General features: G+C 70.5%; 17 protein-coding genes and 1 pseudogene. All 18 read left to right on the top strand.

Features of this window, described 5'->3' with window-relative positions:
* Positions 1 to 50 precede the first annotated feature (50 nt).
* Positions 51 to 861 (top strand): annotated as a pseudogene (locus OIE51_RS08330) (transposase family protein).
* A 525-nt stretch (positions 862 to 1,386) separates the two neighbouring features.
* Complete coding sequence (locus OIE51_RS08325) at positions 1,387 to 1,761, top strand: hypothetical protein (protein WP_326596598.1); 375 nt, start codon at positions 1,387 to 1,389, stop codon at positions 1,759 to 1,761.
* Positions 1,755 to 2,621, top strand: a complete 867-nt coding sequence (locus OIE51_RS08320; protein WP_326596597.1) for a hypothetical protein — start codon at positions 1,755 to 1,757, stop codon at positions 2,619 to 2,621. Before OIE51_RS08325 ends, OIE51_RS08320 begins: the two co-directional genes overlap by 7 nt.
* A 160-nt stretch (positions 2,622 to 2,781) precedes the next feature.
* The gene (locus OIE51_RS08315) at positions 2,782 to 3,378 is read left to right on the top strand and encodes an SAF domain-containing protein (RefSeq protein ID WP_326596595.1); all 597 of its coding nucleotides are present in this window, start codon (positions 2,782 to 2,784) and stop codon (positions 3,376 to 3,378) included.
* Positions 3,379 to 3,419: 41 nt separating this feature from the next.
* The gene (locus OIE51_RS08310) at positions 3,420 to 4,157 is read left to right on the top strand and encodes a hypothetical protein (protein WP_326596594.1); all 738 of its coding nucleotides are present in this window, start codon (positions 3,420 to 3,422) and stop codon (positions 4,155 to 4,157) included.
* Positions 4,154 to 5,506 (top strand): CpaF family protein, encoded by a 1,353-nt coding sequence (locus OIE51_RS08305; protein WP_326596592.1) that lies wholly within the window; start codon positions 4,154 to 4,156, stop codon positions 5,504 to 5,506. Before OIE51_RS08310 ends, OIE51_RS08305 begins: the two co-directional genes overlap by 4 nt.
* Positions 5,503 to 6,417 carry a type II secretion system F family protein gene (locus OIE51_RS08300; RefSeq protein ID WP_326596590.1) on the top strand — a complete coding sequence of 305 codons (915 nt, stop codon included), beginning with the start codon at positions 5,503 to 5,505 and terminating at the stop codon, positions 6,415 to 6,417. Before OIE51_RS08305 ends, OIE51_RS08300 begins: the two co-directional genes overlap by 4 nt.
* Positions 6,414 to 7,313 (top strand): type II secretion system F family protein, encoded by a 900-nt coding sequence (locus tag OIE51_RS08295; protein ID WP_326596589.1) that lies wholly within the window; start codon positions 6,414 to 6,416, stop codon positions 7,311 to 7,313. Before OIE51_RS08300 ends, OIE51_RS08295 begins: the two co-directional genes overlap by 4 nt.
* A gap of 37 nt (positions 7,314 to 7,350) precedes the next feature.
* Positions 7,351 to 7,569, top strand: a complete 219-nt coding sequence (locus tag OIE51_RS08290) for a hypothetical protein (RefSeq protein ID WP_326596587.1) — start codon at positions 7,351 to 7,353, stop codon at positions 7,567 to 7,569.
* Positions 7,562 to 7,957 (top strand): TadE/TadG family type IV pilus assembly protein, encoded by a 396-nt coding sequence (locus OIE51_RS08285; RefSeq protein ID WP_326596585.1) that lies wholly within the window; start codon positions 7,562 to 7,564, stop codon positions 7,955 to 7,957. Before OIE51_RS08290 ends, OIE51_RS08285 begins: the two co-directional genes overlap by 8 nt.
* A 46-nt stretch (positions 7,958 to 8,003) precedes the next feature.
* Positions 8,004 to 8,384 (top strand): TadE/TadG family type IV pilus assembly protein, encoded by a 381-nt coding sequence (locus tag OIE51_RS08280; RefSeq protein ID WP_326596584.1) that lies wholly within the window; start codon positions 8,004 to 8,006, stop codon positions 8,382 to 8,384.
* Positions 8,381 to 8,830: a pilus assembly protein TadG-related protein gene (locus tag OIE51_RS08275; RefSeq protein ID WP_326596583.1), complete on the top strand. Its 450-nt coding sequence runs from the start codon at positions 8,381 to 8,383 to the stop codon at positions 8,828 to 8,830. Before OIE51_RS08280 ends, OIE51_RS08275 begins: the two co-directional genes overlap by 4 nt.
* Complete coding sequence (locus OIE51_RS08270; RefSeq protein WP_326596581.1) at positions 8,827 to 11,526, top strand: BTAD domain-containing putative transcriptional regulator; 2,700 nt, start codon at positions 8,827 to 8,829, stop codon at positions 11,524 to 11,526. The genes OIE51_RS08275 and OIE51_RS08270 overlap by 4 nt, the downstream gene beginning before the upstream one ends.
* Before the next feature lie 665 nt (positions 11,527 to 12,191).
* Positions 12,192 to 13,358, top strand: coding sequence for a VWA domain-containing protein (locus OIE51_RS08265; protein ID WP_326596579.1), 1,167 nt, complete (start codon positions 12,192 to 12,194; stop codon positions 13,356 to 13,358).
* A 229-nt stretch (positions 13,359 to 13,587) separates the two neighbouring features.
* Positions 13,588 to 14,874, top strand: coding sequence for a methyltransferase, FxLD system (fxlM, locus tag OIE51_RS08260; RefSeq protein WP_326596577.1), 1,287 nt, complete (start codon positions 13,588 to 13,590; stop codon positions 14,872 to 14,874).
* 6 nt (positions 14,875 to 14,880) lie between these two features.
* Complete coding sequence (locus OIE51_RS08255) at positions 14,881 to 15,063, top strand: FxLD family lanthipeptide (protein ID WP_326596575.1); 183 nt, start codon at positions 14,881 to 14,883, stop codon at positions 15,061 to 15,063.
* Positions 15,064 to 15,351: 288 nt separating this feature from the next.
* Positions 15,352 to 18,291: a lantibiotic dehydratase gene (locus tag OIE51_RS08250; protein WP_326596573.1), complete on the top strand. Its 2,940-nt coding sequence runs from the start codon at positions 15,352 to 15,354 to the stop codon at positions 18,289 to 18,291.
* On the top strand, positions 18,288 to 19,529 hold the full coding sequence (locus tag OIE51_RS08245) for a lanthionine synthetase C family protein (RefSeq protein ID WP_326596571.1): 1,242 nt from the start codon (positions 18,288 to 18,290) through the stop codon (positions 19,527 to 19,529). The genes OIE51_RS08250 and OIE51_RS08245 overlap by 4 nt, the downstream gene beginning before the upstream one ends.
* Positions 19,530 to 19,560: the final 31 nt, after the last annotated feature.

Here is a 19,560-nt window from a genome sequence, read left to right as displayed (position 1 = left end):
GGGGCGTTGAGGTGGGGGCTGGGTGCGGGAAGGGGTGAAGCTCCTGGTAGATGGGTTGTCGACCAAGATCAACCTGTCCGCCCGGAGCTTCACGTGCTTGTCTGCCATCGGGGATCGATCTGTCCAGTTCCGCTCTCCGCTACCTGTCGGGCCTGCTGACCGCTCGGCGTCTGGAGCGCGGGACCCGATGGCGGCGCCTCCCGGCAGGCCGGCAGGCTCTGCTGGTCCTGGCCCATCTGCGGTGCGGCCACACCTACGCTCAGCTCGCAGCAGGTTTCGGTGTCAGTACCACCACGGTCTACCGGTACGTCACCGAAGCCGTGGAGGTACTCGCCGCCCTCGCGCCGGATATCGTCACGGCGGCCCGCTCAGCGGCCAACAAGATGTTCGTCGTACTGGACGGGACGCTGCTGCCGATGGACCGGATCGCCGCCGACCGGCCGTACTACTCGGGGCATCAAACATCACAAGCACGGCATGAACGTCCAAGTCCTTGCCGATCCGTTCGGGCGCCTGCTGTGGGCCTCACCCGCTCTGCCCGGAGCGGTCCACGACATCCGCGCCGCCCGCGCCCACGGCATCATCGATGCCCTCAGCAGCGAGAACCTCGCATGCTGGGCGGACAAGGGCTATCAGGGTGCCTGTGGCACCGTCCGGGTGCCCTACCGCGGACGGTGGGAGAAACTCTCCGCAGGTCAGCAGGCAGTCAACCGATCACACGCGAAGATCCGCGCACTGGGCGAGCAGGCGATGGCCGCGCAGAAGACCTGGCGGCTACTGCGAAAGCTGCGGTGCAGCACCACCCGTGTCACCAACCTGATCAAGGCCGTCCTCACCCTCCACCTCACCTGCTCAAACTGAGGTTGGAAAAGGCTCACTGGGTGCTCGCTCGTCCAGGCGCCCGGTTTCAAGGGTGCTCCCCCGGAGGCCAGCGCTTCGTGCCAGCCCGGCGCCATCCATCTGGCCACGTATCGCACTCGGGCCCGAGCGCTCGGCGTACCTCAGGCCCATGACCAGGACCCATCGGCAGGCTCAGCGCGCCCTTGGCGTCGGAGAGACGGCAGCCACAGTAAGGCGCCCCCGTTCGTTGGCGGCGTCAACAAGGGCATGCGAGTTTGTTCTATTTCTACTCTGTCCGGGGCAATCGACATTCTCGAGTGGTCGCACCTGGTGCATGATTGGCTCCGTTAAGTCATGGATCTCTTGCCGGGTGTCGCTTTGGGCTTTGGGGGTCAGGTGCCGATGCATAGGGGCTATTGGCTCACGGTGATGGCGGGGGTGGTGATCCTCGCCGTTGGGTGCGGTGGTAGCTCAGATCCGACGCCTGCGTCTGCGGACGATGCCGGGAGCGACACGACGCCGAGTCCTACTCGCACGGACGGGGCCGTGGCGGCCTACGTCGCCATGTGGGAGGACACGACCGAAGCATCCCGCACCTCGGATGCGGACCATCCCCGCCTTGACGATCACGCCACCGGGAACGCGCTCGACTTGCTGAGGTTCGTCATGGACGGACATGCAGCAGAGGGCCACGTCGCCCAAGGCGCCCCGATGCACGACATTGAGGTTGTCGAGTCGTCGGCTGATCACCTTGACCTGCGCGACTGCATGGATAGCACCGATTGGTTGATGTATGACCTCTCCGGCGAACTGGTCGATGACGTCCCTGGGTCTCGCCGCTGGGTGCACGCAGCGGTGGAACGCCGAGAAGGGGATTGGATCGTGGTCGACCTCGTCCTGGATGAGAGAGCCACGTGCTGAGGTCACAGAGTGGGCGGTTCTCCCTTGCCCTTGCAACGGCGCTGTTCTGGGGCGCACTCGATCCCGCCGAACAGGCGGCGGGCAGCGAGTGGGGACCAGAAGTTCGCTGCTCGCGAGGCCGCTGCGAGATGACAGCGTCGACTGAGGGACGGGCGGCGGAGCTGAGGGCCACCGTCGATAGCGGTGCGACACAATCTGAGGTCGCGGAGCCCGCGCTGAGTCGTGGTCAGGTACCGGATGAACCAGAGCAGTCGAAGAAATTGGTCTACGAGACCAGCGGTTGTGTGGTTACCGTTCCGGAGTCAGGCTTCACTGAGGTCGACTGTGGAAAGGGGAAGCAACCGGAGAAGGCGAGTGCCAGCGGGCCGTCGGCTGGGGAGTTGGGTGGGCGGGCTGTTGAGGAATTGCGGCTGCCGTCGCCGGTGATTCGGTTGAGTCCGTCGGAGGACGCGGTGCAGATGGTGCGTGTGCCGACGTGGCTGTGGGTCGAGCGGGGGGTCTGGGAGCCCGTGGCGGAGACGGTGTCGGTGCCGGGGTTGTCGGTGACGGCGACGGCGCGGCCGGTCCGGGTGGTGTGGTCGATGGGGGACGGCGGTCAGGTGGTGTGCGACGGTCCGGGAACGCCGTACTCGGAGGCGTTCGGGCCGGAAGCCGTGTCTCCAGACTGTGGTTACACCTATTCGCGCTCGTCGGTGAACGAGCCTGAGGGGACGTTCACGGTGTCGGCCGCGGTCACGTGGGATGTGGCCTGGGAGGGTGGCGGGGAGTCGGGGTTGGTGCCGGGCCTGGTGACGGTGGATGAGGCCGTGGTGACGGTGGACGAGATACAGGCGTTGGTGCTGAGCGGCACCGGTCGGTAATCAGGGGTCGGACGACGGCCCGATCGTTCACTGTGTTCTTTTCCCTTGGAGTGGAGTGTTGGGTACCTCCTTGTCTTCTGCGCCCGTTCTGACCAGCCCGGGCGGTGCGTCGAAGGGCCGTCAAGAGGCCCGGTCGCCGGGCGGTGTCACGGTGCCTGGTGTGGTGCGGCGGCGCCCCGGATGGGTGTGGGGCGGTGCGTCGCTGGTCGTGGCCTCGGCGGTGGGGTTCGCGGCGGTGGTGGCGATGGCGGGGGAGCGGGAGTCGGTGCTGGCTGTGGCCCGGGACCTGCCAGCCGGGCACGTGATCGAACCTCGGGATCTGCGCGAGGCGCAGGTGGCGGCCGATAGCGGCGTGGTGCCGGCCGGGCAGGCGGCGTCGGTGGTCGGCAAGGCGGTCGCTGTTCCGCTGGCGGCCGGTTCGCTGTTGGCTCCGGGACAGGTCGGGGGCGATGCGGCCTACCCGCCGCCGGGGCATTCTGAGGTCTCCTTCCAGGTCGCGGCCGGGGACGCGCCGGAGCTGGAGCAGGGACAGAACGTCGCCGTCTTCCCCGGCCCGTCGGGGGCGACGCCGGTGACCGGGGCCGAGGAGGGTGCCTCTCCAGTGGTGGGCACCGTCTCGGCTGTCCGGGAGAGTGACGCCCCTGGGGACCCGTTGTGGGTGACGGTGCTGATCGAGTCGGTGGGAGCGGAGCGCGCCGCGTCGCTGGAACGTCCCCGGGTGGTGGTGCTCGCGCCACGGGACGGTGGTGCTCGGTGAGGCACTTGGTGGTGTGCGGGTCGGTGAAGGGAGCGCCGGGCGTGACGACGACCGCTCTGGCGATGGCCGCCTCGTGGCCACTCCAAGCCGATGGTGGCGTGCGGCCGGTGGTGGTGGAGGCGGACGCCGCCGGTGGGGATGTGGCGGCTCGCCTCGGACGTCCGCACTCTCCTGGGCTGTTGGACGTTGCGGCTGCCGCGCGGCGGTCGCAGCCGGGGTCGGTGCTGGGAGCAGCGCGCGAGCTGCCGTTTGGGGTGCGGGCGGTACTGGCGCCTTCCGGGGCGGACCAGTGCCGCCAGGCGGTACGGCTGCTGGAGGCCGACGGCGAACGGATCCTGCGCGGGGGCGAGACCGAGGTCGGAACGGTCCTCGTGGATGCCGGCCGGGTGGCCGACCTCGGGCAGGGGCTCGTGGCTGTCGCGGATGTGATGGTGCTGGTGACGCGCGGGGGAGTAGACGCCCTCGCGCACGTCTTCGCCTGCCGCGAGGCCCTCTCCCGCAGCGCGGCGCGTTTGGTGCTCGCCGTGGTCGGGGCGTGTCCCTACGGAGAGCGGGAGATCACGCAGACACTGGGAATCGACCGGGTGGTCATGATGCCGTGGGCGCCGCGCTCGGCGGCTGTTTTCTCCGGCTTCTCGGCGGCGCCGCTGCGGACATCGGGCTGGCGGCGTTCGGCCCTGCTGGCCGCCGCGGAACGCCTGGCGGCACAGGTGCGGCAGGACACCGCGCAGCCGGCCAGCGAACGCGCACCGGTAGACCGGGAGGTGGCATTCCGGTGAGAGCGACGACGGACCCGGCCGGAGTGCCGGTCCAGATCGCACGGACGCCCGTGGCGGTGGCGGACTCGATCGCGCTGCGGTTGGCGGGACGGTTGGCCGAGTACGCCCATGCGCGAGAGACGGCCGGCCTGCCGCCGGAGAACGGTCCGCAGCGCGAGGAGACGGTCTCGCGGCTGGTGGCCGACGAGCTGGAAGCTTTCACCCGGGCCGAGCTGGCGGCGGGGCGGCCCTCACCCAGCGAGGAAACAGAAGCTGCGATCTCCCAGATGGTGCGCGACCGGGTGCTGGGCGCCGGGGTGCTGGAGCGGCTGCTGGCCGATGCAGAGGTGGAGAACATCTCCGTCAATGGCGCGGATCGGGTCTGGCTGCGATACGCGGACGGCAGCAAGCGGCGCGGCCCGGCGGTGGCCGCGTCGGACGAGGAACTGGTGGAGCTGGTACGGCTGCTGGGCGCCCGCTCGGGGCTGGAGGAGCGGCGGTTCGACCGGGGCTGCCCGAGCCTGAACGTCCGGTTGCCGGACGGGTCGCGGCTGTTCGCGGCGATGGCGGTGACCGAGCGGGTGTCGCTGTCGATCCGTAAGCATCGCTTCACCACGGTCACGCTGCCGGATCTGGTGCGGCTGGGCGTGTGCGACGAGGCGATGGCCGCCTTCCTGGCCGCGCTGGTGCGGGTACGGAAGAACGTCATCGTCGCGGGTGGGACGAACGCCGGCAAGACCACGTTTCTGCGGGCCCTGGCCTCCCAGATCCCGCCCGAAGAGCGGCTGGTGACAATCGAGGACACCTTCGAGCTCGGTCTCGGCGCCGATGAGCGGGCGCACCCGGATGTGGTGGCGATGCAGGCCCGTGAGGCGAACGTCGAGGGCCAAGGCGCGGTGGACCAGGCCGAGCTGGTGCGGTGGGGCCTGCGGATGGCGCCGGAGCGGGTGATCGTCGGGGAGATCCGCGGTGCGGAGGTGGTCCCGATGTGCAACGCGATGTCGCAGGGCAACGACGGCTCGCTGTCGACGATCCATTCCTCCACGTCACGAGGGGTGTTCATCAAGCTGGCCGCCTATGCGGCACAGTCGCCCGAGCGGCTGTCGCTGGAGGCCACCAACCTCATGGTCGCCGCCGCCGTGCACTTCGTGATCCACCTGGGCTGGGACGCCCACAGGCGGCGCGTCGTTACCTCGGTGCGCGAGGTCTTGGACGCGGACGGCGCCCAGGTGATCTCCAACGAGGTCTACCGGCCCGGGCGGGACGGCCGGGCGGTGCCCGGTACGCCGCTGCGTGCGGAAACGCTGACCGAGCTGGAAGCCGCCGGTCTGAATGCGGAGTTCTTCGCACGGCAGTGGTGGACGGTATGAACGGCACGGAGAGTGTTGTCGAGGCACTGGCGGTGCCGGTCGCTGTGGCTCTGGGCGCGGCGTGTGTCGGCGGAATCTTGCTGTTGGCGGCCGGGTTGAGGCGTTGGCCCGCCCGGTCTCGCCCGACAGGTGGAAGTGCCTCGCTGGCGCGGCGGCTTCCCGTGGCGTGGTGTGGCCGGCGGCTGGGCGGCGCGGTCTGCACCGGCGTGGTGACGGGTGCGCTGACGGGTTGGCCGGTGGGCGGAGCGCTGGCAGCCGTGGGGGCGGTGACGCTGCCGGGGCTGCTGGGCCCCGATCGCGAAGCCGCGCGACGGATGCAGCGGATGGAAGCGATCGCGACGTGGACGGAGATGCTGCGCGACACCCTCTCGGCTGCGGCCGGGTTGGAGCAGGCGCTGCAGGCCACGGCCGAAGTTGCACCGCCGCCGCTGCGGAAGGAGGTCCGTGCCCTGGCAGGCCGTATCCGCGGTGGGCAGGCGCTGCCCGAGGCGTTGGAGGCGTTCGCCGGGGAGGTGGATGACGCGGCGGCGGACACGGTGGTGACCGTGCTGAGGATGGCGTCACAGCGGCAGGCCGCCCAGCTCGCGCCGCTGCTGGGCTCGTTGGCCGACGCGGTGCGCGAACAGGTGGCCATGCGGCAGCGCGTCGCCGCCGAGCGGATGAGTACACGGACTTCCGTGCGGGTGTGCTGTGCCACCACCTTTCTGCTCGCGGTCGGGCTGGTGTGCTTCAACCGTCCCTACCTGGAGCCTTTCAACGGCCCGGTCGGTCAGCTCGCGCTCGCCGTGGCGGGCGGGCTGTTCGCCGCCTCGTTCGCCTGGCTGCACAGCATCGCCGCGATGCGTGAGGCTCCGCGCCTTCTCGCCGACGGACGGGCCGCGCCCGCCGCCCAGGCGGTGACCGCGCCGTGATCGCGATCCTCCTTGGGGTGATGTTCGGCACGGGTCTGGTCATTTTCGGCTACGGACTGAGGCCGCCTCGCCCGGCACTGGCCACGTTGCTGGCGGCGCTGGGCCAGCCCGGCCCCGCCGGGCGGGCCGAACACCCGGACGTGCGCCGGGGGAGTGTGCTGGTGTGGTGCGGACGGCGCGCCGTTCCCGGCCTGCGGGCCCTGGGCCTGCCCACCGCGTCGCTGCGGGCCGACCTGGTGCTGGCCGAGCGGCCGGTCGAGGCGTTGCTGGCGGCGAAAGCTGCCTGCGCCGGCATCGGGCTGCTGGTGCCCTGGGTCGCCACAGGGTTGTTCACGCTCGCCACCGGCTCCTGGACGGGATGGTGGATCCCCGCCTGCGTAGGCATGGTGCTCGCCGCGGCCTTGTTCTTCCTTCCCGATGTCGAGGTGCGGCAACTGGCTGGCCGTCGCCGGGCGGAGCTGGAGCACACCGTCGCCGTGGTGCTGGACCTGACGGTCATCGCGCTGGCCGGGGGAGCGGGCGTCGGACAGGCCCTGGACGACGCGTCCCGAGCAGTACACGGCTGGGCGGCCGGGCAAATCCGCCGGGCCGTCTCCACCGCCCAGGTCACCCGGAGCAGCCCGTGGCACCACCTCGGCGAACTCGGCGAACGCACGGGCGTGAGTGTGTTGTCTGAGCTGGCCGTCGCCATCTCCCTGGCCGGCACCGAGGGAGCGAAAATCCGTTCCTCACTGCAGGCCAAGGCCCAGGCGATGCGACGACGCCAGCTCGCCGACGCTGAAGGAGCCGCCCGCGCGGCCACGGAGCGGATGGCTCTGCCCATCATGCTCCAGTTCCTCGGCTTTCTCATCTTCATCGGCACCCCCGCCCTTGCCCACGTCCTCGCAGGCCTCTGACCCCCATCCGCTGCCGTAAGCAAGAAGGACGACACCTGTGTTCACCGTGCTGCTCACCCACCTGCTGGCCTCGATGCGAAGCCGCGCCGACGAACTGCGGCAACGGCTCGCCGAAGACGGCGGCTACACCACCGAGACCATGGTCATCACCGCGATCCTGGCCATCCTGGGCATCACCGCCGCCGGAATCGTCACCTCCAAGGTCCTCGCCCGCGCGCGCGGCATGGACCTCGAAGCCGAGTACAGCGGTGAATGAGACGGATGACCGTGGCGCGGCCAGCACGCAGCTGGTGCTCGTCACCCCACTGGTGCTCCTACTGATGCTGCTGTGTGCGCAATTCGCCCTGGCCTGGCACGCCCAGCACATCGCCCAGACCGCGGCCACCCACGGCTTGGCGGACGCCCGTGCCCTCGACGGTAACGAGCGCGCGGGGGCCGACACGGCCCGTGCCGCGCTCCGCTCGGCGGGCGGCCGTGTGCTCAGCGACCCGGAGGTGCGGGTGCGGCGCGACGCTACCTCCGCGTCGGTCGACATCGACGGCACCGTCCTCCCACTCATCCCCGGTCTCCACCTGGCCGTCAGCGGCCACGCCGAGGGGCCCGTGGAACGGTTCACGACGGCTGCCGGAGACAGCGATGAATAGCCGCTGGCCCTGGCTCGGACTGGGACGGGACACCGGTTCGGCGGCGGTGGAAGCAGTGGTGGTCACTCCGCTTTTGCTGCTTGTGGCGCTGCTGGTGGTGGCCTTCGGCCGCGTGGCCGACGCCCGCATTCGCGTCGAGGACGCCGCCCAGCACGCCGCCCGCGCCGCATCGCTTGCCCGTGATCCGGAGCAGGCCGAGCAGGCCGCACGCAAGGCGGCGGCCTCCGCTCTCGACGTGTCCGGCGCCGGATGCGCGTCGCACTCCGTGAGGCTTCGGCACGACGGACTCACCCCCGGCAGCGCGGTGACCGCCACTGTCTCGTGCGAAGGCCACATCGGCGACCTGACCGGAAGCGCCTTGCCCGGAAGCCTCCGCCTCAACGCCACCACGACGTCGCCCATCGACCCCTTCCGGAGCACGCGATGAAACTGCCGCCTCGCCTCGCGGACCCGGCCTGGGACGACCTCGGCCAGGTAACAGCCTTCGTCGTCGGGGTGTTCCTGGCACTGTGGCTCTTCGCCGGCATCGTGGTCGACGGAGGTCTCGCCCTGGCGGCCAAAGTCAAAGCGATAGACAACGCCCAAGAAGCCGCCCGCACCGGAGCCCAGAGCCTGGACCTCGCCGCCCTCCGTGAGGACGGAACCGCACGCCTCGACCCCGTCGAGGCAGAGGCCGCCGCCCATGCCTACCTCACCGCCACCGGCGCCGTCGGCCGCGTCGAAGTCACCGACGACACAGTCACGGTCCACCTCACCCGCCACCAGGACACTCAGATCCTCCAACTCGTCGGCCTACGCCGGCTCACCGTCACCGGCAGCGCCGCCGCCCGGGCCGAACGCGGAACGACCACCCAGGCAAGGAGCGCGCAGTGACCGGGCGGAGCTCCAGGCTGTCCGCGCACAGCACCGTATCGGCCGTCATCGCCTTTCTGGCACTCGCCGCAGTTCTGGTAGGTGTCCCCCTCGTGCTCACCGCAGCGGTTGGCCGGCCCTGGCCCGACCCGACCACCTCGCTCCAAGACTTGGCCGGTCGTCTGCGCCAGCCCCTCGGTGACCGGCTGGTCCTCCAACTCTTCGCGCTCGCCGGCTGGCTGTGCTGGGCTGCCTTCGCCACCGCCACGCTGCGCGAAGCCGCCTGGTACCTGCGGAACCTGCCCCGCATGCGGACCGACCGCACCCTTCACGCCGTCCACCTCGAAGCCCTGCCGGCCCCCCGACTGGTCATCGCCGCCTGCATCGGCAGCGTCGTCCTCACCTTGCTCGCCTGGCTCAGGCCCCCGCTCGCCGACGCGGCTCCGGCCACAAACCCCCATCCGGCCACGCAACTGCTCCAGGTCCCAGCACCGCACGCCGACGTTACCGCCCCCGCAGCCGGCGCCGAAGAACCCGGCGGCCACGCGGCCAGCTACACCGTCCAGCCTGGCGACACCCTCTGGGACATCGCCGACCGCTGCCTGGGAGACCCCATCCGCTGGCCGCAGATCTACGCCCTGTCCTCCTCCATCCGTCAGCCCGACGGCCATCACCTCACCGACCCTGACCAGCTCCGACCCGGATGGACCCTGCACCTCCCCATCAGCGCGTCCCACCGTCAGTCAGCTACCCCTCTTCCGGGCCCAGAACGCCCCCAACCCACAGAGGGCCCCACCGAAAGGCCCGCCCCACAAGAGGAGGATCCCAGTCGCGCACCGGCCCCCTCGGAGCAGGAGACACAGCACGACTCCACCGCCAAGGAGGCTGGGGAGGCCGACGCCGAACGGCCGTCAGCGCCTGCCACCGCACGTCCGGTCCACGTGTCCGTCGGTTTCGCGTCGATCATCGGCATTACCACCGCCGCAGGAATCGCCGCAGCAGTGGCCGCCTCCCGTGCCCGTGCTCGCCGCCGTAGCCCGGGCCCCACCACCGAGCCGCCGAACCTGGCCCAAGCTGTCCGCTCCGCCACCCAGGCCACCCTCGCCGCTCTGCGCGCAGAGCAGGACGAAGCGGAGGCACGCGACGCCGACATCACCCGCCGCCCCGCACCAGCCCACCCCGCACGCCCGGGCACCGTCACCTTCGCCCAACGTGACGACGCCGAACTGACCATCAACACGCTCGCCAGCCCCGGCGGCTGGAACCTCACCGGCCCGGGCGCCCTCCCCGCGGCCCGCGCCTTGGCCATGGCGACTCTCAGCGCTGCCCAGCGTCTGGCACCGGACCCGCCCCAGGCCCGACTCGTCATCCCCCGTCCTCTCGTCAGCGTCCTGCTGCCCGAACTCAGCGAGAACGTCCCCGCATGGACTCCGGTCGTGGACACCGCCCACGCCCTACGCACCGTGCAAGCGGCCCGCCTCGAATGCGCCCGCCGCCGGGAAGCCGACCAGCCCGGCACCGGCTCCCACACGCCGTTGATCATCGTTCTCACCGACGAGGTGCCCCCGCCCCACCTCACCCCGCTCACCGACCATGCAGGAGCGGACGAACTTGTCGTCATCGGCGTCGGCACCCAGGCCTTCGCCAACACCGTGCACCTGGACACCGACGGCACAGTCCTCCACACCACCGGCCCCCACCAGCATGCCCTCGAAGGCGCCGCCGCGTTCCTCCTTGCCCCCGAACCAGCCAGGGAACTCCTCACCTGCCTGAACGCCGTACACCCCGCCTCCGGACCGGAACCGGCGGCTGAACTCCCCCCTCCCCAGGGGCCCACTGAGGCCCCGCCCCGCCCCAGCACCGCGACCAGGGAACCACCCCTTCCCCCGCCCACACACCTGGAATCCCCCGACCTGGTGCCCGAGGCGACAGCGAAAGCACCGCTCACCCTCTTGCTTTTCGGCGGGCTCTCCCTGCACACCCCACGTGGCGAATTCCCGCTCGCCATGAAAGAGGCGGCAAAGGAATTCCTGGCGCTTCTCGCCGCACATCCCAAAGGCCTGCGTACCGAAACCATCACCGACGCACTACGCCTCTCGCACGACCCCGAACGCGCAACAAGAGACCTCGTCAACCTCCGCCGGGCCGTCAGGCGCACCCTGCGTCATGCCACCGGAAGCCACAGCGCCGCCTTCATCCTCCAGACCGCAGGCCGCCACCGGCTCGACCCCCAGCTCATCAACACAGACGTCGACGCCTTCTCCACCGCGATCGGCAAAGCCGCCGGCAACCGCGACGCCCACGCCCGCGCCAGGTACCTCCGGGCCGCCCTGGCGGGATACCAGGGACCGCTGTGCGAAGGCGCCGACTATCCCTGGGCTGACGAACTGCGCGAATACTTCCACCACAAGGCCATCGACGCCGCAATCCTCCTGGCCGACCACACCACAGCCGCGCAACCACAAGAAGCCCTCGCGCTGCTGGAACGAGCCGTGACCTGGGAACCCACCAACGAGCCCGTCTGCCAGCGCCTCATGCGCCTGTACCACGACATCGGCCAGCCCGAAGCCGCCCAGCACGTCTACCAGCGGCTTCTCCGCCACCTCACCGAAATCGACGTCACCCCCACCGAAACCACCCGCGCCCTCGCCACACCGAACGGCGGCCACCGCACCCTCCGAACCCCCCGGGCCGCGGGCGCGGCAGCCGGGGCCTGATGACCGACCGGCCATCACGGTCGCTGTCTCCCAACTTCTTCTCTCCGCGGGGATCCAAGGCCTTCGAGCTCCGCAGCCACGACACGGGGGACACCCTCTTACGTCGACCGCGAACGTCATCTCGGTCCCTACCCACGGCAGCACGTACCCGACATGCTGCAGTAAATGGGCCGTGTTGCAGGAGGCGGGTATGAGTGATGCTCTCTACGGATTACTCGCGGCGATTGGCGGTGCGGTGATTACCACTGCCGCAGCTTATTGGGGCCGCTGCAAGTGCAGCGGCGCACGCTCCATGAGCAACGTGAGCAGGCGGATCGAGATCGTCGTGAGGCACGATTCGAGAGAGACGCTGCACGCAGAGAAGCTGAGGCGGCACGGGAGGAGGCGCAGCGCGCGGCTGAGGTGAGGCGAATTGTGAAGCTTCGTACCTCTCTGGCTGCTTGGTATGACTTTCTGGCGCAAACGGCGGTGGCCCTCCCTTACGGTCCAGCCCCGGATATTGAGCGTTTTGATCAAGCCGTTGTACAGCTCCGGGCAGATGCACGTACAGCTCACTATGAGGCTCTTCACGAGGGATGGTGGATGTCTCCGTCGGGCTACGGCCGGTCGGGCTACTCCCCCCGGGGCCTCCGCTGATCCAAGACGCTCTCGATACCGCGACAGCAGTGGTGCGCGAAGCCGTGGTGACGCCATCGCCTTCGTCTGTGGGGTATCCGATCTGGACGGCCGTCCACACCACCCGGGACGAAGACGAGCAGGCCATGATGGAACACGCGAAAGCGTGGTGCCAGGCGCTCGGTGCCGACCCCAGCGGTCCGGAACCGCCTCCGGACCCCACCGGCTCCAGGGGCGAGCTGGCCGAGGCGATCAGCAAGGTCGTCGCTACGGTGGAGGCGAACGAGGCCATGCAGGCCGCAGTCCAAGCCCGCGCCGAGGCCGTCCGCGCCGCCCGGCAGCAGACGAAGGCCGCTCAGGCCGCCCACGCACGTAAAGCAGCCGAGACCGCGCAGAAGGTGTTCAGACGGCCCGGGCGGCCCTACATGCCTCCGACGGCGCCCAAGAAGGGCAGCCCTGACCCCTCCCCAGTGACCGGTACGAGGCTGCCCACCGGCGCCGAGAAGGCGGCGTCCGGGCAACTGGCCAGGGCGCTGCGGGCGGCTGCCTACCGTGAACGCACCACCACCGTCACCGCCTCGGCTGCCCCGCCCGGACGCTTGAACATGCGCCAGGCCCTTGTCCGGGAAGCGCAGAAAGCGGCGGGTGTCACGCCGACCGCGACCCCGTGGACGCACACCGTGCACCGACAGAGCCCGACCCCGCCACTGCGCGTGGGAATCGCGGTCGACGTCTCCGCCTCGATGAAGGCGGCCACCGGGCCGATTGCCTCGGCCGCCTGGATCGTGGCCAAGGCCGCGTCACTGACCGACCCTGACTCGCGCAGCGCCACCGTTGCCTACGACCGGTCGGTGACCGCGATCACCGTGCCGGGCAAGGCACCGAACCGCGTCACGACCTTCACCGCCGAGGGGCGGGGGCATAGCCTCGCCGAGGCGATCGACGCCCTGACAGCGGGAGTCGACCTCCTTCAGTCCGGCACGGGTCGCTTGCTCGTCATCGCCTCGGACGGCCTCTACTCCCCGGACGAAACCGCCCGCGCGGCCCAGCGCATCACCGCCCTGACGAAAGCGGGGTGCGCGGTGCTGTGGCTCGCCTTCGCACCCGACCCGTGGGCACTGCCCGGCACCACTCTCCTGGAACTCACCGACCCGGCCCATGCCGCCGCCGCCATCGGCAAAGCGGCGGCCAGCGCCCTCGCCGCGACCCGCACCTGACCCGTCGCTCGCCCCCGGCCTCCCGGAGGAGGCCGGGGGCGAGCGACGGGCATCCTGCCCACAAAGGCCACGCCGCCGCGCAGCGGCTCGCACAAGGTGTCTTCGCCCTCCGCCCGGGAAAGCAACGGGCTTACGCTCTCGTCCGCTACTCGCCAGTGCACCGATTACTCCCTCATTCCACTGGGCAACGCGACTCACCGGACGGAGTCGTGACGCTACACTCTGGTCCATGACTGCCGATCCCGACTCCAGTCCCGCCCAAGCCGACGCGCAACGGGAGGAGTTGGTCGAGAAGCTTGTTGGCGAGCTCGTGAAACTCGGCGCGCTCCGGTCGGGCGGGGTGGAGGCCGCAATCCGGGCGGTGCCGCGGCACGTGTTCGTTCCGGAGGTGTCGCTTGTTCAGGCGTATGCCGCCGAGGACGCCCCCGTCGTGAAGCGGGACGAGCACGGCGTCACCATCAGCTCGGTCTCCGCTGTGCGTATTCAGGCGCTGATGCTGGAACAGGCCGGGATCCGGCCCGGCATGCGGGTGCTGGAGATCGGTTCAGGGGGCTACAACGCTGCCCTGATCGCCGAGTTGGTCGGAGCGGGTGGCGAGGTCACGACGGTCGATATCGATCCGGACGTGGTCGGCCGGGCCCGGCGCTTTCTCACGGAGGCGGGCTATCCACAGGTGAAAGTCCTGCTCGGGGACGCGGAGCAGGGGGTGGTGTCGGAGGAGCCGTTCGACCGGATCATCGTCACCGCTGGTGCCTGGGACATCCCGATGGCCTGGCTGGGGCAGCTCGCCGAGGGCGGGCGGATCGTCGTTCCGCTGCGGTTGAGGAGCCTGACCCGTTCGATCGCCTTCGATCGGGAGGGCGATCGCCTGGTGAGCCGGTCAGCGGAAGTAACGGGCTTTGTTCCTATGCAGGGTGCCGGTGCCTACCAGGAGCGGCTGTTGTTGCTGCGTGGCAAGGAGATCGGTCTTCGGTTCGACGACGGATGGCCGGCGAATCCGGATCTGCTGAACGGCGCGCTCGCTACCGAGCGGGTGGAGGCGTGGTCAGGGGTGACCATCGGCCGCGCGGTTCCGTACGACACGCTGCAGCTATGGCTGGCCACCGCCCTGGACGGATACTGCCGGCTCTCGGTTGACCCCGACCTGGACACCGGCCTGGTCGCTCCGATCTTCCGCAGGTCCAACGACGCGGCGGTGGACGGCGGTAACTTCGCTTACCTCGTGGCACGGAAGGTGAGCGAGACGGCTTACGAGTTCGGAGCCCATGCCTTCGGGTCGGACGCCGCCACACTCGCCGGGGCCGTGGCCGAGCAAGTGCGCGTGTGGGACCGCGCGCACCGCACCGGCCCCGGTCCGCGCGTCGTTGCCTGCCCTGCCGATGTCCCGGAGGAGCGGCTGCCTGAGGGACGGGTGGTCACCAAGCGGCACATGCGCTTCATCATCTCCTGGCCCGCGACGGGGCCTTCTGCGGTCCGCGGCCAGGATGTCGGGCACCACACCACCGAGAAGGAGTGAGGGCAGATGACAGGGAAGACAGCCGAAACCACCGTCGTGCTGGACGAGGAGTTCACGCTGGACGTGCGGGTGGTCGAAGCCGCACTGCCGGTTGCCGGCTTGCTGCTGAGCACGAGCGACAACTGCGGGCAGACCTGTGAGAAGGATGCCTGCCTGTCCACTGTCGAAGACCCCTCGGTGGCGCCGTAATCCCCGATCCGTCACGAACCGAGGTTTGGTTGCTGGCCCGCCGTAGACGTCTGCCCAGGTGCGGGAGCGGGCCACGCTCCTGTCAGGGAGCCGAGTCGAAAGGGCATGGTGACGGCCAGCGAATCGGGACCTCGGGCGGGGTACCAACACGCGGGTGTAGTGCTGCTCCGCGCCACGACGGCCCCGAGTGGGCTGGATCTGCCGGAGGACCTCGGCCTGTCCGTCAACGACACGGCCTCGCCTGATGCCCATGTCGCCTGGCTTTCGCGGACATGGAGCCGGGCTACGGTGCGTGAGGCCGTTGAGGTGGCCAGCCCGGCCCTGGCCCGGCAGGTGGCGGAGATCCTGGCTCAGCCCCAGGCGCATGCTCGCCGGGTGCGGCGCGCCGTGCTGTCGGTGGTGTCCTACCTGCTGCGCTGGCAGGGTCGGGCGACGCCCTTCGGCCTGTTCGCCGGGGTGGCAGCGGTCCGGCTGCACGACGAGCCAACGGTGACCTGGGGAGAGAACCACCGCTGCACGGTACGGGCTGACGCGCGCTGGCTGGGTGCGCTCGCGAGTCGTCTGGAGCGGCAACCCCGTGTGCTGGAGCGACTTCCGGTCATCGCGAACAGCGCCGCGTTCGTCCGTGGCGGCCGACTGGTGATCCCCGCCCAGCCTCCGGATGGCGCCGAGGCGGTCTTCGCGCCGCTGGAGGTATCCGTTCGCCTGACCAGGCCTGTCCGGGCAGCTCTGGAGGCAGCCCGTCGGCCGACCCCGTTCGGGGAACTCGCCGCCGCTTTGTCCGACCGCTTCCCCGCCGCGCAGCCGGAGCAGATCACCGGGCTGCTGGCCGGGCTGGTCAGTCGGCACTTCTTGCTGACCGGCCTTCGCGCGCCGACGACCGTTCCGGATGCCTTGGGGCATCTCCTCGCTCAGCTTGAGGCGGCGGGTGTCGACGACTGGCCCGAGGTCGCCAATCTGCTGACGGAGTTGCGCACGGTGCGCGGCGAGCTGGAGGACCACGGGCGTGTTGTCATGTCCGCAGCCGGGAAGATTCGAGCCCAGGTGGCTGATCGGATGCGCTCGGTGTGCGACGCGGTGCCACAGCCGCTGGTGGTCGAGACAAGGCTGGACGGCCGGATCACCCTTCCCGAGGCCGTGATCCGTGAGGCCGAGGCCGCCGCCGGGGCGCTGCTTCGGCTGACGGCTCACCCCTTCGGCTATCCACGCTGGAGGGACTTCCATGCCCGGTTCCGGCAACGGTATGGGCCCGGTGCCGTGGTGCCTGTGCGCGACCTGGTACAGACCGATGCGGGGCTCGGCCTCCCCGCTGGCTTCCTCGGCACGCCCCACGGGGCGGACTTCCCACCCCCGCTGGCCGAACGCGACGCGAGACTCCTCGCCCTGGTGCAACAAGCCCTGATCGACGGACGCCAGGAGATCACACTCACCGACACAGTCATCAGCTCGCTCCAAGTAGGCGATGCGGGCGACGTGCTGGCTCCGCCGCGGGTCGAGTTGGCGTTCCAGCTCCACGCCCCGACGGTCCAAGCCCTGGCACGGGGCGCGTTCCGCCTGCTGGTCACTGCGGTCCCACGCCCCGGGGCCAGCATGGCCGGCCGGTTTGCCCACCTGCTCCCCACAGCCGATCAGCGCCGCCTGGCCGCCAGCTACGCTGCCCCGTCCACGGACGGCGCCATCACCGCGCAGTTGTCGTTTCCTCCCCGTAGGCAGCACAGCGAGAACGTGATCCGTACCGGGCAGCTATTGCCCCAGGTGATCTCTCTGGCGGAGTTCCGGGAACCCAACGACGGCCTGATACCGCTGGACGACCTGGCGGTCACGGCCGGCCCGAGCCGACTGGAGCTGGTACAGATCTCGACCGGCCGGCGCATCGAGCCTCGTGTGACGCACGCGTTGGAAGCAGGCCGCCAGACTCCGCCGCTGGCGCGATTCCTCGCGGAGGTGACCACCGCGCGCTGCGCGGTCTACGGCGGCTTCGACTGGGGAGCGGCTGCGAGCCTGCCCTACCTGCCCCGCCTGCGTTATGGGAAGACCGTACTCGCCGCGGCCCGCTGGCTGCTGACCGGCGCTGACTTGCCCGAGCGCAGCGCAGGCGCGGCGGAGTGGGAGAAGGCGCTGGAGACATGGCGGAAGCGCCTGCGCGTCCCGCCCTCCGTGGTGGTGTGCGAGAACGAGCTGCGTCTCCCGCTGGATATGGACCACCCAGTGCAGCGGGCACTGCTCCGCGCCCGCCTCGAACGCGCCGGCCGCGTCGAGCTGCGCGAAGCACCCACCCTCGCCGATCTCGCCTGGATCGGCCGCGCCCACGAACTCCTCGTCCCCTTGCTCCATGCCGGCCCGCGCCAGCGGCAGGCTGAACCACAGGCCGAGGGACGCCCAGTCGTGCCCGGTGCCGGGCACGTGCCAGGCCGGGCGGCCTGGCTGTACGTCCAGGTGTTTGGACACCCCGGTCGCCAGGACGAGATCCTCACCGAGCACCTGCCCGACTTGTTCGACACCTGGGAGGGCGACGTGCCGACGTGGTGGTTCCAGCGGCACCGGCAGATGACAAGCCCTGGCACCGAGCAACACCTTGGCCTGTACCTCCGTCTCTCGGGGCCCGGGACCTATGGGGCCGCCTCGGCCCAGGTTGGGGCGTGGGCCGAGGACCTACGTGAGCAGGGCCTGGTGCCGCACATCCAATTCGCCACCTACCAACCCGAGACCGGACGCTACGGCTACGACGCGGCGATGGAGGCCGCGCACGCGGTATTCGTGGCTGACTCCGCCGCCGCCCTGGCGCAGATTTCCTTCGCCATCAGTGCCGGTGTGCCTCCCGAGGCGGTGACCGCCGCCAGCCTGGTCGACCTGGTCACTTCCTACGCCCCGGCACCCGCAGAGGGCATGGCCTGGCTGATCGACCACCTGCCCCAGCAGCATGGTCCCGTGGACCGTCGGCTCCGAGACGCGGCGCTGGAACTGGCAGACCTCGCAGGCGAATGGGCAGCGCTGCGCGCCCGGCCCGATGGAAAGGGAGTGGCCAGGGCGTGGGCGAAACGCCGCGCAGAACTGGGGGCCTACCGCCAGCAGTTGGCCAGCCAGCGTGATCCCTGGTCCCTGCTGCCGTCCCTGCTCCATGCACACCACGTCCGTACCCTTGGTGTGGCGGGGGATCGCGCACGCCTTACCCACCACCTGGCCCGCGCCGCTGCCCTGCGCGCCCTGCACAGAGCGGAGCGGCGGTGAGCGCCCAGACCCAGCCCGCCGGCCACGCCGCCGAGACTGCGGAAGCACTCGCCCAACACCTCGCTTCCCCCGCCCCGGTCCAGGCAGACGAAGGCTGGCTCGCACAGTCGCTGGCCGAAGGCGCCGCTGGCGTAGCGCTGCTGCACATCGAACGCGCCCTGACGGGTACCGGAACCTGGCGGACAGCACACGCCTGGGCCACCGCGGCCACCGCGGCGGAGGTCAGCGCCGCCGATGTGGCCGGCCTCTACCTCGGTATCCCGGCCATATCCTTCACGCTTCACGCTGCTCAAGCGGACGGGAACCCGCGCTACGCTCCGGCCCTCGGCGGCTTGGACGTACACGTCAGCACGCTCACGCACCGGCGCGTCGACCTTGCCCTGGCCCGCATCGGCAGAGGCGAGTTCCCCGTCTTCGCCGAGTACGACATCTTCCGTGGCCTGACCGGGATCGGCGCCCACCTCCTGGAGCACGCACCTGCGGACGACGCTCTTGGCCGCGTTCTTGCCTACCTGGTCCGCCTCACCCGGCCGCGGCGCGTCAACGGCGCCGACCTGCCTGGCTGGTGGGTGGGGCACGACCCGAGCCGCGGCCAGTCCGCCGCCTTCCCCGGTGGGCACGCCAACCTCGGCATAGCCCACGGCATCACCGGGCCCCTTGCCCTCCTCTCGCAGGCGCTTCGCCGGGGGGTCACCGTGGACGGGCAGGCGGACGCCATCGAGCACATATGCGCATGGCTGGATACGTGGAGGCAGGACGCCGACGCCGGCTGCTGGTGGCCGCAGTGGTTGACCTACGAGGACCTGCGCACCGGGCAGTCCGGCCAGCGAGGTCCGTTGCGACCGAGCTGGTGCTACGGCACCCCCGGCCTCGCCCGCGCGCAGCAACTCGCCGCCCTCGCAACCGGCGACGCCCGCCGTCGGCGCATCGCGGAACAGGCTCTCGCCGACTGCGTCGGTGATCCGATCCAGCTCGCCCGGATTACCGACCCGGGCCTGTGCCACGGCTGGGCGGGCCTGTATCAGACCGCTTGGCGCACCGCCCGCGATGCGTTGACCCCCACCTTGGGCCCGCTGCTGCCCGACTTGGCCCGGCGTCTCCGCGAGCACGGCCACCCCGGACAAGGCGCCGGCATCGGACTTCTCCAAGGCCGCGCCGGTCTCGCTCTCGCCCTGACCACCGCCGCTCACAATGCCCCGCCGGCCTCCGCCTGGGACGCCTGCCTACTGATCACCTGACCCACGAACCCGCCTGAAAAGTGGGAGGTAA

Source organism: Streptomyces sp. NBC_01803 (assembly GCF_035917415.1).
Taxonomy (GTDB): Bacteria; Actinomycetota; Actinomycetes; order Streptomycetales; family Streptomycetaceae; genus Streptomyces.
Note: the sequence above shows the minus strand (reverse complement) of the source record. Positions and strands in the feature narration are given on the sequence as shown.